Source organism: Cecembia calidifontis (genome assembly GCF_004216715.1).
In the GTDB taxonomy this organism is placed as follows: Bacteria; Bacteroidota; Bacteroidia; order Cytophagales; family Cyclobacteriaceae; genus Cecembia_A; species Cecembia_A calidifontis.
In genome coordinates this window covers 3,229,867-3,243,048 of the sequence record NZ_SGXG01000001.1, presented here as the reverse complement: position 1 = coordinate 3,243,048, position 13,182 = coordinate 3,229,867, and the positions used below count along the sequence as shown (strand labels likewise).

14 protein-coding genes are annotated in these 13,182 nt (G+C 39.1%); 11 read left to right on the top strand and 3 right to left on the bottom strand.

The annotated features are described in order from the left end of the window. Positions 1 to 74: 74 nt before the first annotated feature. Together BC751_RS13980 and BC751_RS13975 are read left to right on the top strand one after the other, a co-directional pair. Positions 75 to 782 (top strand): hypothetical protein, encoded by a 708-nt coding sequence (locus BC751_RS13980; RefSeq protein WP_130276104.1) that lies wholly within the window; start codon positions 75 to 77, stop codon positions 780 to 782. A gap of 102 nt (positions 783 to 884) precedes the next feature. After that, positions 885 to 1,421 carry a macro domain-containing protein gene (locus BC751_RS13975; RefSeq protein WP_130276102.1) on the top strand — a complete coding sequence of 179 codons (537 nt, stop codon included), beginning with the start codon at positions 885 to 887 and terminating at the stop codon, positions 1,419 to 1,421. A 526-nt stretch (positions 1,422 to 1,947) separates the two neighbouring features. Here BC751_RS13975 and BC751_RS13970 read toward each other — a convergent pair. Beyond that, positions 1,948 to 3,069 carry a Gfo/Idh/MocA family protein gene (locus BC751_RS13970; RefSeq protein WP_130276100.1) on the bottom strand — a complete coding sequence of 374 codons (1,122 nt, stop codon included), beginning with the start codon at positions 3,067 to 3,069 and terminating at the stop codon, positions 1,948 to 1,950. Between the two features lie 141 nt (positions 3,070 to 3,210). Here BC751_RS13970 and BC751_RS13965 point away from each other — a divergent pair, with 141 nt between their 5' ends. The 7 genes from BC751_RS13965 (at position 3,211) to BC751_RS13940 (ending at position 9,356) form a co-directional block, all read left to right on the top strand. Then, positions 3,211 to 3,828 (top strand): TetR/AcrR family transcriptional regulator, encoded by a 618-nt coding sequence (locus BC751_RS13965; RefSeq protein WP_130276098.1) that lies wholly within the window; start codon positions 3,211 to 3,213, stop codon positions 3,826 to 3,828. Positions 3,829 to 3,926: 98 nt separating this feature from the next. Beyond that, a complete protein-coding gene (locus BC751_RS22460; RefSeq protein ID WP_242617481.1) occupies positions 3,927 to 4,208 on the top strand; it encodes a hypothetical protein in 282 nt (93 codons plus the stop codon). Continuing rightward, a complete protein-coding gene (locus tag BC751_RS13960; protein ID WP_242617480.1) occupies positions 4,209 to 5,021 on the top strand; it encodes an MBL fold metallo-hydrolase in 813 nt (270 codons plus the stop codon). Positions 5,022 to 5,057: 36 nt separating this feature from the next. Next, positions 5,058 to 5,753, top strand: a complete 696-nt coding sequence (locus tag BC751_RS13955; protein WP_130276096.1) for an HAD family hydrolase — start codon at positions 5,058 to 5,060, stop codon at positions 5,751 to 5,753. A gap of 240 nt (positions 5,754 to 5,993) precedes the next feature. Then, a complete protein-coding gene (locus BC751_RS13950) occupies positions 5,994 to 6,212 on the top strand; it encodes a hypothetical protein (RefSeq protein WP_130276094.1) in 219 nt (72 codons plus the stop codon). A gap of 78 nt (positions 6,213 to 6,290) precedes the next feature. Continuing rightward, a complete protein-coding gene (locus BC751_RS13945; RefSeq protein WP_242617479.1) occupies positions 6,291 to 7,826 on the top strand; it encodes a PQQ-dependent sugar dehydrogenase in 1,536 nt (511 codons plus the stop codon). A 270-nt stretch (positions 7,827 to 8,096) separates the two neighbouring features. Then, positions 8,097 to 9,356 carry a polysaccharide deacetylase family protein gene (locus BC751_RS13940; protein ID WP_130276091.1) on the top strand — a complete coding sequence of 420 codons (1,260 nt, stop codon included), beginning with the start codon at positions 8,097 to 8,099 and terminating at the stop codon, positions 9,354 to 9,356. A 12-nt stretch (positions 9,357 to 9,368) separates the two neighbouring features. On the opposite strand, the gene BC751_RS13935 is transcribed toward BC751_RS13940, so the two are convergent. Next, the gene (locus BC751_RS13935) at positions 9,369 to 10,373 is read right to left on the bottom strand and encodes a hypothetical protein (RefSeq protein ID WP_242617478.1); all 1,005 of its coding nucleotides are present in this window, start codon (positions 10,371 to 10,373) and stop codon (positions 9,369 to 9,371) included. A gap of 313 nt (positions 10,374 to 10,686) precedes the next feature. On the opposite strand from BC751_RS13935, the gene BC751_RS13930 reads away from it, so the two are divergent. After that, on the top strand, positions 10,687 to 11,019 hold the full coding sequence (locus BC751_RS13930; RefSeq protein WP_130276089.1) for a hypothetical protein: 333 nt from the start codon (positions 10,687 to 10,689) through the stop codon (positions 11,017 to 11,019). A 23-nt stretch (positions 11,020 to 11,042) separates the two neighbouring features. Here the strand turns inward: BC751_RS13930 and BC751_RS13925 are convergent, their stop codons facing one another. Then, positions 11,043 to 12,245 (bottom strand): IS4 family transposase, encoded by a 1,203-nt coding sequence (locus tag BC751_RS13925; RefSeq protein ID WP_165389799.1) that lies wholly within the window; start codon positions 12,243 to 12,245, stop codon positions 11,043 to 11,045. A 204-nt stretch (positions 12,246 to 12,449) separates the two neighbouring features. On the opposite strand from BC751_RS13925, the gene BC751_RS13920 reads away from it, so the two are divergent. Continuing rightward, positions 12,450 to 13,181: a DUF6544 family protein gene (locus tag BC751_RS13920; protein ID WP_130276087.1), complete on the top strand. Its 732-nt coding sequence runs from the start codon at positions 12,450 to 12,452 to the stop codon at positions 13,179 to 13,181. The last annotated feature ends 1 nt before the right edge of the window (position 13,182 follow it).

Here is a 13,182-nt window from a genome sequence, read left to right as displayed (position 1 = left end):
AAAACTTAAATATTCTTACCCACTTTTTTTGTAAATTCAAAAGCATAAACCCAATCAAAAACTATCGACTTTCCATGTCAAAACCCATCCTTTTTCTTTCCTTGTTTCTTGCTTTTTTCAGTGTCTCCGAGATTTCAGCTCAGAAAGGCTTTGAACCCGGCTTTGTGGTTACCCACTCATTTGACACCATTCCGGGCAGCATCAAAGACAGAAAAGAGCCTCCTTTTGCCAAAATTTATCCCAAGATCAGGTTTAAAGACATCAATTCCAGAACTAGAAGATACAGCCCCAAACAGATCAAAAGCTATGCAAGGGCTGAAGATACCTTCGAAAACCAATGGATATTGTCTTATTCCCGCCTGTTCAAAAACGAATACCTGAGCCAAAAGGATTTGGGAAAACAGCAATTTCTTAAAGTCAAAGAAAGTGGCTTTTTGACCTATTATCAATGGGAATTGTTGGATCAGGAATCCTCAACCATTGATGCCATTGACCTCTTCAAACGTAAAAACGAAGATTATTTTATCAGGGTAACGCAAGGCATATTTGGATTGAAGATGAACAATTTGGAAAAGTACTTTGAGGATTGTCCGGAACTGAGGGAGAAAATCAAAAACAGGGAACTCAGCCAACCTAAAGAAATTGCGGCGTTTTATAATGAATGGGTGAAAGGGGGAATTTCGGAAGGCGAATTTCGGAAGGAAGAAAAAGTAAAGGAAAAATGGAAAAGGGAAATGGGAAAAGGGGTAAAAGTTTATAGGGTTCAGAGTTCAGAACCTTGAACATTTGAACCTCTTAACTCTAAATGTCTATCATGGTCACTTGGTACTTCGTACATGGCACATGGTACATGGCACATATTACTTGAACTTAACGCATAAAAAATGAAAACAACAATAGGCCCAATAACCATTGAATGCTTCGAGGGAGACATCACTTCCCAATCGGACATAGATGCCATAGTCAATGCGGCCAATGCACATTTAGCTCCCGGAGGTGGTGTAGCCGGTGCCATTCACCGAAAGGCAGGTCCGGGATTATATGAGGAATGCAAAGCCTTGGCTCCTATCCAAACAGGAGAAGCAGTCATCACCTCCGGTCATGGATTGCCCAATCCTTTTGTCATCCATTGCCTTGGACCGGTCTATGGGATAGACAAGCCTGAAGCCAAACTTTTGGCCAATTGCTACCGAAATGCATTGAAATTGGCAGATGAAAAGAAACTGAACTCCATTGCATTCCCTGCCATCTCCACAGGCATTTTTGGATACCCCATTACGGAAGCCGCCCTTATTGCTTTTCGGACATTTGCTGAAGAATCTCCGAAACTTCAGCATATACGCACAATCCGTATGGTCCTGTTCAGCGAAAAAGACCTGCAAGAACACCTCAAGGCATTCCAACAGGTCTTTGGGGACTGATACTTTTTTGAAGCTAATAAAGGAGATATTTCTTGTCGTTCTGTCCAAAAATCCGTCTTATTTTCCAACTGAACGCTGATGAAAAAGATTTGGTGGGTTTTCGCGGATATAAATTATACCTTCCTACATCCGACTGTACAATTCAACTCCATCGGAGTTGGGATTTCCTAAAAAACCTACTTCCACCCTTCCCCGGACAGTGGCCCGGGGCAAATAACCTGCGAAATTTGACGCTTTCATCGTCAGGGAAAAGAAAATAATAGGTATCCCCATTTTACACTTCTATAAGATCAGCACGTAGGCCGTCCTTACAGGAAGGATGGGAATGGTTAACGCTGTAAGGCTAACATTGAATTTTATACTGGCATTAGTCTCCACCCATGTAGAATAAAATCTCCAAATTTACAAAGCTCTAACCATAACAACTTGACAACTATGACAACCCTGATAAGCCATCCCTAATTCCTCATTCTACATTACAACCCTTTTGCCTTGGCTATTTAACCTTTTCCCTCATTTCACCTGATTAGACATACTTAATCTCTACTTTTTTCCCCGTCTTGATCGCTTCGAAAATAGCATCAATGATGACCATATCCTTCCAGCCTTCTTCACCATCCACAGGAATGATGGCCTTTTTCCCATCCAAAATTATTGCTGCCATTTCATCCATCTGTGTAGTCTGATGGGTCACATGGGGCAAATCCAATCTTCCTTTATTCGTCCATGATCTTATTGGTCCGTAACCGGTTGAAGGCTGCATCTCAGCAAAGCCCTTGTCCCCATTCAGATAAAATTTATCCAGGTAATTCATGTTGTAAGTGGATAGACAGGAAGCGATAGCACCTGACGGAAACCCTAATTGAAATGTAATGGTCTCATCTACCCCTTCCCTAAATTTGACAGGGTCTGTTTTAACTTCCTGGGCAGTCACCCATATGGGCTCCTCTCCTACCATATACCTTGATCCGTTGATGGCATAAATACCAATATCCATCATCGCTCCCCCACCTGCTAATTCCCGGTTCAATCTCCATTGGGTAGGATCTCCGATTTTGAATCCGCTCAATCCTTGGAAAAACCTTATAGGCCCCAATTCGCCCTCCCTTCTCATCCTAACAATCTCTAGAGTATTGGCTTCAAAATGCATCCTATATCCAATGAGCAAATGTACACCTGCCTTTTTACAAGCTGCGATCATTTCCCTTCCTTCCCTGGCATTGATGGACATGGGTTTTTCACAGATCACATGCTTACCGGCTGCCGCCACTCTCAGGCATTGCCCGTGATGCTGGGCGTTTGGAGTAATGATATATACCGCATCAATGTCCGGGTTGTTTTTGATCGCATCAAAATTTTCGTAATTGTAACAGTTCTTATCCGGTATATTGAACCTGGCCTGCCAATCTTTGATTTTGGACGGGGTTCCACTGATCACCCCTGTAACTTTGGCCCTTTTACAGTCTTTCATGGCATCAGCCACCCGATTGGCATAACTCCCCAGTCCCATCAATGCGACTTTAAGGACTTTTCCATTCTCATTTTCATTTTTAGGTTGAGCAAACACTTCCGGTACAACTCCGGAAACCAAAGGAATCGTAAATGCAGTAGCGGTCAATTTTTGCAGGAAATTTCTTCTTGAATGCATAGGAATTGGTTTTGGGTTTGAGATTAAAGTTTAAATCACTTTCAATTTAGCCAAATTACCAGTATTTATTTGCGTTCCAACGCCAATTTTCTTGCTTTATTAAACAATGTTTATTTATATTAGGCTGTTTAACAACTTTTTATGGGAGTAGCCGAAAGAAAAATCAGGGAAAAAGAGCAACTAAGGGGATTAATCTTGGGTGCTGCAAGGAATCTGTTTTTTAAACATGGTTTTGAAAAAACGTCTATAAGGAACATCGCCGAACAAATTGAATACAGTCCCGGGATAATTTACCATTACTTCAAGGATAAAAATGAGATTTTCCATGCCTTGCATCAGGAAGGCTTTCAAAATCTGAAACATAAAATGGAATCTGTGATGAATATCGCTGATCCCATGGGCAGGTTAAAAGCTATGGGAAAAAATTATGTGCTCTTTGCCCTTGAAAACCCCGTCATATATGACCTGATGTTCACCTTAAAAGCTCCTATGGAACATATCCTCGAGGAAGAGGATAAAAGCTGGAAAGAAGGGGAAACGGTTTTTGAAATGTTGAAAAAAAATGTTCGGGAATGTATGCTCAACGGATACTTTAGAGGACAAACTGCTGATGCAACCACCTATACCATTTGGGCAACGCTTCATGGATTGGTATCCCTCAAAATCCGTGAAAGATCTGGCCTTTTAAAAATTAATGAAACGGAGAATCTGGTCATGAACAGTTTTCAGGCCTTTTCATACATGTTGGACAGGCAATAAAAAAGGCTATTTAGTGATTGTCCATTACAGGACAAGCTTCATCCCATCCATTTATAATGCGAACAAATATCTAATGTAAGGTGTTTTAGGGATGAATTATGAAAAAAATCATCAGATTATCTCTTTTTACCATCACCCTTTTACTCTTCCTAGTGGCCTACAATGTAATTGAAAAAGAAACCGAAGAAGGTTTTGTTGACAACCCTGATTTGATCACCGTAGCACCTCACTCCAACTGGAAAGGTACACCCGTGGATCAAAATGGGAGGTTTACCAACTTATACCAACCTTTTGATTCAAATTTTGGAGACCTATTAAAATGGCAGCTGAGCAAAAATCCTCAAAAGAAAGAAAAGAAGGAAGAACAAAGGAGGTTATAAATGGAGTTTGACGGTCTATTGCTCGATAGTTCCGAAGATTACCTAATTTGGATCGGCCATGCCACCTTCCTGATGCAGATAGACGGCAAAGTGATTTTAACAGATCCTATGCTTTTTGACAATATTTTTCTTAAACGGGAAAGTCCTCTACCATTTTCATTGGAAAAGTTACCCCAAATAGATTACCTCCTCTTATCCCATGATCATAGGGATCATCTAGATAAAAAATCCATTCAATACCTTATTGAAAATCATCCAAACCTGAAGATACTTACAGGTCTTGGTATGGAAAAAACAATAGATTCCTGGATCAATGGCAATTCCATACAGGAAGCAGGCTGGTTTCAACAATACGCGTTATCAGATTTAAACTTAGAAATAACCTATGTTCCAAGCAGGCATTGGTCAAGAAGAGGACTTTGGGACTTAAACAAAACACTTTGGGGAGGATTTTACATCAAAAACGGTAAATACTCCATCTACTTCATGGGAGATAGCGGCAATGGTCCCCATTTTGAAGATATTAAAAATACTTTGGGAGCACCTGATTATTGTCTGATGGGAATAGGGGCATTTAAACCAGAATGGTTTATGGAACCAGTACATATCAGCCCATATGATGCCATACAGGTTTTCAATAAAATGGAAGGCAAATATTTCGTCCCCATGCATTTTGGCACTTTTGACCTTTCTGATGAGCCTAGAATGGAGCCTTGGGATATTTTGTTGCAGAACAGAGGTGAAATTGATGGGAATTTGATCGAGCCCATACTTGGGAAAAATTTACTGCAGGAAAATTTTTCCAATCATTAAATTAGCTGACAAATCTAACTTTTCAAACATTATCCTATGAATGACATCAAAGTGATTGCATTTGATGCAGATGATACCTTATGGGTAAATGAGCCCTATTTTAGGGAGGCGGAAAACAAATTCTGCTCACTTTTGGAAGATTACCTCCCCCATCATGCTGTAGATCAGGAACTTTTTAAAACAGAAATCCAAAACCTTTCCCTCTATGGATATGGAATCAAAGGATTTATGCTGAGTATGATAGAAACCATATTAAAGGTATCTGAAAATACAGCCCACATCCGGTTGGTGGAACAGGCCCTTGAAATAGGAAAAGAAATGTTGGCCAAACCTGTCATTTTAATTGAAGGGGTCGAAGAAGTTTTAAAAGATCTCAATGGTTCCTATCGAATGGTGATGGCTACAAAAGGAGACCTGATGGATCAGGAGAGGAAGTTGATCAAATCCGGATTGGAAAAACACTTCCATCACATAGAAATTATGAGTGACAAAAAAGTGAATGATTACAAAAAGCTCCTCAAGCATTTGGACTGCGAACCCCAAAACTTTCTGATGATTGGCAATTCCATAAAATCGGATGTTTTGCCAGTTCTGGAGCTGGGAGGCAATGCAGTGCACATTCCTTTTCACATTACCTGGATCCATGAGGAAGTAAGCCATACCATTGAACATCCCAATTTTTTTCAATTGGAGAACATCAGGCAAGTGACCGAAATCCTTAAAAAGAATTGAAAAAATGTTTTTTTTGAAGACATAAATCTCTTACAAATTTGATGCTTTTGTGTAAAAACTACTAAATCACACTGTTTTCCAACTGGTTAAACCTCCCATTCAAATGAAATTTGGGCTAAAACCTGTCCCTATTTTCCTTTTTAGTCAAAAAAAAACAATTTAAACCAGAATACAACATAATTTTTGTAAATTGCTGAACATCAATAAATTGAAATTCCTACTTTAAGACTCCACCTATCTATGGATGAAAACGATCCTTCCATAGTGGACATCCTTTATAAAAATACCGGCATGCGCCTGGAAGACTGGATTTCCATGATCAAGGTATTGCATCTTGATAAACAAGATGAGATCATCAAGTTCCTTATAGAGTCTGAAGGACTCAATTATAAAACCGCCCATTTTATTGCTTTCAAAGCCTTAAGAAGTCATAAAAGGGACCAAAACAAAGACAATTAATTTTTAATTTTCGGCATGAACAAAACCTGCCTATTCTGCCTATTCATTTTATTTCCATTTTGCCAACCTAAAAAAGATTTGAATCCTGATTTTCCGGTTGTCGGATATATCCAACTTGACAATTCCTTATTAGAGATTTCTGAAATTGTAAATGGTTTAGAGGTTCCATGGGATATTGAAACTGCTGAAGATGGTAAACTTTGGTTTACCCAAATAAATGGAACATTGCATCTTTTGGATCTAAAAACCGGCAGGCAAAAAATGATCTACCAAGTCCCCGGTCTTATCGCCAAAAAATCCTATGGCTTATTGGGTATGGCAGTGCATCCTGAAAAAAAATGGGTTTTTCTCCATTACACCTTTGCCAAAGAACAGGGAGGATTGGATGAAGAAATTTTTTCAAGATTAGAAAGGTACACTTTCAATGGACAGACACTTGGGCAAGCAAAAATAATTTTGGACAGCTTGCCAGGTGCTACTTATCATAATGGTTCTAGAATAGCCATTTCTGAAGATGGGAAATTATATTTTTCCTTAGGGGATGTAGGTAAGGTTGATTTGGTTTTAGATGATGCCTTTGCAGGAGGAAAAATACACCGGTTGAATTTGGATGGTAGCATCCCAGAAGACAATCCTATCCCGGGAAGTTCTGTATGGGCCAAGGGTTTAAGAAATTCCCAAGGCCTTGCATTCGGAAAAAATGGAAAACTGTATGGTTCAGACCATGGCGCCATCACAGATGATGAAATCAATCTACTGACAAAAGGAGGAAATTATGGCTGGCCTGAGGTGCATGGTTACATTGACCAGGAAAAAGAAAAACTATACGCTTCAAATTATTCCACAAAAGAACCTTTGATAGCATGGACGCCAACAATAGCAGCTGCAGGACTGGCCTTTTATCATACTGCCCAAATCCCAGAGTGGGAAAACAGCCTTTTATTGGCTACCATGAAAGGAATGTCTATCAGAATATTGCACCTGGATGAAACAGGAAACCAAATCTTATCAGAAGATATTTTTCTTCAAAAGTCATTGGGAAGAATCAGGGATATCGCTGTGGCCTCAGATGGGAGTATCTATTTTTCCACAAGTAACAGGGACTGGCATCCCCGCTTCCAACCATGGATGTATGATGGCTTGCCTGAAGGACCTGACAGAATCCTCCGAATTAGGAAAATGGGAAACAATGAAAAGCCTATTCACGGGCTTCCTGTTTTCAAAAAAGAATCTGAAGCCATTGCACTGATGGATGAAAACTGGAACTATGGGATCAACCAAGAACTAGAATCAGGAGCTAAACTCTATAACACCCATTGTCTGGTTTGCCATGGTCCAGAGGGAAAGGGTTCTGAAGATCTTATCCCGCCAATTTCAGAAACAGATTGGGTAGTTGGGGATAAAGGAAGGTTGATCCGCCTTATGTTGGCCGGTTTATCAGGGAAGATTGAAGTGAATGGAAAGCAGTATAATCAGGAAATGCCAGCTTTTGATCATTTAACTGACCGGGAATTGGCAGATATCCTCACTTTTCTCCGCAATCATTTTGGGAATAAGGCAAGCGCCGTGATTCCCGGAGAGGTTTATGAGGAAAGAAAGGGTTTAAGGAAATAGCTTTTAAAATTCCTTAATTGAAATTCCATACTGAATACTTTACGAACTGTATGGGATAAAAAGTAATATTTTTTTTGAAAGCATGACGAAAATCATATGACACATATGGTTAGTCAATTAATTTTGAATCAATAAGTTAGCTACTTGAAAATCGAATTACTTTTTAAACTCATCAAAACCACCAGTCTGATTGCCGAAGGGTTCCAGTCGTAAATAAACTGGATAATTGAACCATTTAACAGATCAAATAGACTTTAAATTTCATGGCCAATGAAATCCTTGTCACTGGTATTGTATACCCACCAACCCGTTATATTTAAGGACTACCGGTTTTTTGAAATCGGGAAGGATCACAATTATTTTAACACTTTCTTAAATACAGAAGCAATCAAACAGTTTGAGGCAAAGAGTTTTAAACCACTCAATAAACTCTTGTTGGAATTTTTCCAAAGAACTGACTTGGGATTTAAAGTAAGTTTTTCCTTTTCAGGAACAACTCTTGATCTTTTGGAAATCTCCTCTCCAACAATTATCAAAGAATTAAAAAAAATGAATGATTTGGGTAACGTTGAATTTTTATCCCAGACATATTCTCATTCCATACTTTCCCAAAAATACCAATATGAGTTCATGCAACAGACCATGGCCCAAAAGCAAAAAGTATTCAATCTATTTGGTCAAATACCCAGGACTTTTCTCAACATTTCCGCATACCCTCACTCCTTTCTTTGCAGGGTATTACCTGAAATGGGTTTTAAAATTTGGATTCAACCTAAAAAAATGGAAGATAAAATTTTGGCCACTCTAAAACCAAACATTTTTGAAGCGGAAAGCTTGAAACCTGTCCGAATCTTAGTCGCGGACAATTTATTTGCTTTCAAATTATCAGAACCAAAAAAGCAAGCCAAGAACCATGGGGATTATACCACAAACATGTTGGATTGGGTGGAAAAGGCATGCACAGAAAATAACTTACTATGTCTTTTGATTGACTGTATGGACTTGGTAAAAGAAAATCCAAAGAGCGAACTTTTCTTACGATTTATGAAAAAACTACCGGATTTAATGAAAGAAAAAGGCATAGATTTTTTTACACCATCCGAGTTACAACTGGATGGGAGATTTAAAACTATTTCTTTTGCAAAATGGAACTATGATTTTCCCCTACCAGAAAAAACACCTACACCTAACCAGCTACAAGCTGAAATTTTGGAGCTTATGGATTCCTTAATGGATAACATCTACCAAACAGACAGTAAAGAAATTATCAAAACCTGGTTTTACCTACAAGACGAATGGAATTTTAGACAATTGGAAAGCGGGACGCCAACTGAAGTGGGAGTAAATCCAGACAAAGCAGTAAAATCCTACATCAACTTTAGAAATATACTGGAAGATTTTTCCCAAAGAGTGGAACAACAGATGCTTAGCAATAAAGCTAAAAATAAGATCAGGTACCAAATTTCTGATCCTCAACACCCCGTTCAAACAAACCCACCACAACAAAATAATTTCATGAGGTTGTTTTAAAAAAAAAATGAACTAAATCCGTTTCCAGGATGAATCCATCTCCCAAGCCCCATCCTTAAATTTAAGTTTTGAGGACCAAACGTAAGACTTTGGCCAATTCTTAAAGGTTTTGGCCACACTGTACAAGAATTTCAAAGACAACTTATCCGTCTTTGGATGCCAGCCTCCTTCTGGTCTAAGCTCTATTTGAACGCCATCATGGCTACAGGTAACCTGATAGGTGCCCGTAATCCTTCCCGTACGCTCAGAAGATTTGATCTCGAATTTGCCTCTTATATCAGTTCCCTCCTTAAGGAAATTAAATTGGGGAAAAGCAGGGGAAAAAGTCAATTCAATCTGATGCTTGTCCCCTATTGCCCTTGCCTGTTTCAATTCCATGGCATCCCCATTCCTTTGCCAAATCAACCTATCATCTGATACCTTTGTGGGTTCCAGTTTACCAGTGTAAGTTGGATTAAAGGTAACAATAAAAGGATCCGGTGAATACCTGGCAAACAACATCCAAGTACCATCCATGGGAATGGGTAATTTATCCAATTTGTGAGCTTTTCCATTTATGTTAACATGGTAATCAGTATGTCTTCTTCTGACAAAATAAAAATCATGCAACAAAATCAAAGGCATGGCGGAAGGATGGGTGGCAGCCTCTCCCATGGGCGCCAATAATCCAAAAGGCTTTCTTTTCTTTGGATGCGCCTCAGCAATGAAAATTTCCACCGGCCTATCCATCTTGTCTGAAAAAATAATGTCTGCCCGAACTCCATTTTCCTGAATTTCAAAAATTTTCCTTTTAAAATCCACTTCATGCATTTCGCCAAGTCCATTGCCAGCAATGTCAAATTTGGAAGGGTCAGGACTCAGACTTGCTTCATGATATACATCGATCTTCATGTCCCTTCTCCATGCTATGACCAAGAGCCCCTTACCGTTGATTGGATCATTGAAATATTGCGGTTCCAGACCAATGTAAAGGCTATCGGGATCTTTTTCAAAATTCACCAGCAACAACCTTTTCATAGGATCTATCTTAAAAGAAAAGGGAATATAAACCGGTAGCTTTTCTTTCTTATAAATGGAGGTAGAATGCAGTCTCGTTTTTTCTTCTGAGAAAGTGGAACAAGCCAAGAGCATAATAGCGAAAATATAAAAAACTGTTTGGATCATCATATAGATTTTTGAAAAGGAAAAATAGTATATCCCGATAAAAATCAATGCCTTTTACATCAAAATGCAGGATGATTTTTGTCATGAAATTTTTGATGAAATACACCTACCTTTATAATAGCGCTTCCAGAAAAAGTGCGTAAAGATTTTCAAAAACTGAAAAAAGATGAGAACCGTATTCCTTATTTTAATTGGACTCCATGCCCTTATCCATCTTTTGGGTTTCATCAAAGGGTTTAACCTTACTGAGATCAAGGATTTCCCTTTACAAATTTCCAAATCCATGGGTCTGATCTGGCTTGGAGCTTTTTTCCTTCTTACCGCAACCCTGGTATTTTATTTTCTCAAGCATCCATTTTGGTGGCTATTTGGTTTTGCCGGATTAGTATTATCTCAAGCCCTGATTTTCAGTCAATGGTCGGAAGCCAAATTTGGAACAATCCCCAATTTAATACTGCTTCTGGTAGTTATCGTCGCATTTTTCCAATTTAGATTTTAATGCCGTTAAGTTAAGGAATGTGATTAAATAGATTTGTAATTCATTGAGTATTTCAGTTTAGCTCTGAATTTCCGCTTGAATACCTGGTTTCTTCTTGAATATTCTATTTTGGAAGCGATTTTCTTTACATATTTCTGGATAATCTGCTCCAATTCACCAATTAAATCTCTGATTTTAAGAATCAGGGATTTTGTTTTTGACAATGCATAAGTTTTATTGATTATCAAGGTCCTTGCTGACTTTGATGTCCGTCCTGTTTTGGTTTTTGGCTCCACATCATAGCAAAGAATATTGCAGAGTGATATGATCAGGGTCTTAGCATAGAAGTCCTGCTGGACCGCCCATGCTGTTTTGCCGGAAAAATCAGATACTTCAAGTCTTGATTTGATCAGTTTATATGCTTCTTCTATTCCCCATCTCTGTTTGTACAGGTTTATTAGAGAGGAGGCTGTATATTTTTTCCTGTCCAACAGCGAAGTCGCATATATTGAAATCTTACCCTTCTTATTCTTTTTCTTGATCAGTCTTACGGTCATGGTTTGGGATAACGAGGGATACTTTTCAAGCAGCCATCTGTATTTTGGAGGGAGTATTAATGTATATTCCGCATCAGAGGAACTACTTCGGGAAAAATCTTCGACACATTTCCACCAATTGTCTTTCATCCTGAAAAGAAAGTCGGCCCCTTTTCCTTTCAATTCGAAAAAAAGTCTCAGTGATGCATAATACCTGTCGCACACAAGAAGATCCCCTTCTTTAATATGTCCAAGATGGGCATGACATAGGGTGGCTTCCGAAGTGGTGTAGCTTTCCATACCGGCATCCAGTACAAGGCCGTTGTAAACATCATACAGGTAAGATATCCTGCTCATGTAATGTCCCGCATCCGCATTGGGCCCAAAACCATGATAGCTGAACTTCTCTGACATGGAGGGATGATCCGGGAGTTCAAGTGTTGAACCATCAACAGAAAGCACCCTATGCCCCTTCCATTTCTTGAACTTTGCATGTTGGTAAAAAAGACTGCAGATCAAACCGTTAAGCTTTTTAAAAACTGTATAGCACAGTTTTTTCCTGGCCTGGGTAAATGCACTTTTAGTGGGCGATAAGGAAGATTCCCCAAAAAACTCTTCAAGGCAGATATTAAGTCCTTTGTTGCTCTTTGACAAAATAAAAAGCACAAGAACTTCAAAGGAAAAGAAACGGTCACGAAGAAAATCTTTCACCGAAGTCCTACTTTCGATGATAAATTTTTCATAACTTAGTTTTAACTTGAATTCATTTACAATTAAAGTTTTAAGGCTTCCAGCACTCCCTGCTTTCGGAAGCCTTATTTTATACCTCTAATATAATGAATTTCAGTTAATTAACCACTAACTAAACGGCATTAATTTAGATTTGAAGAAAAAGTTGACCGTGAAATCAAGGAAATGATGGAGGCCTCAAAACCAGCCAGAACAATAACAACAAATGATATCACAAATCTTCCCCTTGCTGTACAGCGCTGGTTGAAATTCTCCGGCGTAATTGGAAAGCCTGGAATTGAAACCCTATGTATGGAGCAATCCTACAAAATAAAACTCAAACCGGAACAAGTAGAATGGTACGAAGCCCAGGCTTACCAATATTCTACCACCCAACCTCCTGCCTTTATTTGGACTGTAGATATGAAGATGATGCCCCTGCTTTATGCTTATGGCAGGGACAAATTCATCCATGGAGAAGGAGAAATGCTGATCAAATTACTCTCTCTTTTTCCGGTAGCCAAAGACGGACCCAATCCACAGATCAATGAAAGTGCCCTTCAACGTTATTTGGGTGAACTGGTGTGGTATCCTTCTGCTGCAATATTGGATCATTTTACCTGGAAGGAAATTGACGAAAACAAAGCTGAAGTAATTATGACCTTCGATCAGACCCAAGGTTCCGGGATTTTTGAGTTTGATCAGGAGGGAAAACTAATAAGATTCACCGCTCAACGCTACATGGGAAGCGGTCCTGATGCGGTAAAAAAAGAATGGATAGTCAAAGTTCTTGACTACAAAGAATTTGATGGTATTACCCTTCCCAATCGATGTAATGCCACCTGGAAACTGGATTCCGGTGACTGGACCTGGGCCGAGTTTGAAGTAAATCATGTTGCTTTCAACACAGGCCAATAGG

Excerpts from the sequence above, each read along its gene's own strand:
- BC751_RS13980 (WP_130276104.1), top strand. The coding sequence starts at position 75 with ATGTCAAAACCCATCCTTTTTCTTTCCTTGTTTCTTGCTTTTTTCAGT.
- BC751_RS13975 (WP_130276102.1), top strand. The coding sequence starts at position 885 with ATGAAAACAACAATAGGCCCAATAACCATTGAATGCTTCGAGGGAGAC.
- BC751_RS13970 (WP_130276100.1), bottom strand. The coding sequence starts at position 3,069 with ATGCATTCAAGAAGAAATTTCCTGCAAAAATTGACCGCTACTGCATTT.
- BC751_RS13965 (WP_130276098.1), top strand. The coding sequence starts at position 3,211 with ATGGGAGTAGCCGAAAGAAAAATCAGGGAAAAAGAGCAACTAAGGGGA.
- BC751_RS22460 (WP_242617481.1), top strand. The coding sequence starts at position 3,927 with ATGAAAAAAATCATCAGATTATCTCTTTTTACCATCACCCTTTTACTC.
- BC751_RS13960 (WP_242617480.1), top strand. The coding sequence starts at position 4,209 with ATGGAGTTTGACGGTCTATTGCTCGATAGTTCCGAAGATTACCTAATT.
- BC751_RS13955 (WP_130276096.1), top strand. The coding sequence starts at position 5,058 with ATGAATGACATCAAAGTGATTGCATTTGATGCAGATGATACCTTATGG.
- BC751_RS13950 (WP_130276094.1), top strand. The coding sequence starts at position 5,994 with ATGGATGAAAACGATCCTTCCATAGTGGACATCCTTTATAAAAATACC.
- BC751_RS13940 (WP_130276091.1), top strand. The coding sequence starts at position 8,097 with ATGAAATCCTTGTCACTGGTATTGTATACCCACCAACCCGTTATATTT.
- BC751_RS13935 (WP_242617478.1), bottom strand. The coding sequence starts at position 10,373 with ATGAAAAGGTTGTTGCTGGTGAATTTTGAAAAAGATCCCGATAGCCTT.
- BC751_RS13930 (WP_130276089.1), top strand. The coding sequence starts at position 10,687 with ATGAGAACCGTATTCCTTATTTTAATTGGACTCCATGCCCTTATCCAT.
- BC751_RS13920 (WP_130276087.1), top strand. The coding sequence starts at position 12,450 with ATGATGGAGGCCTCAAAACCAGCCAGAACAATAACAACAAATGATATC.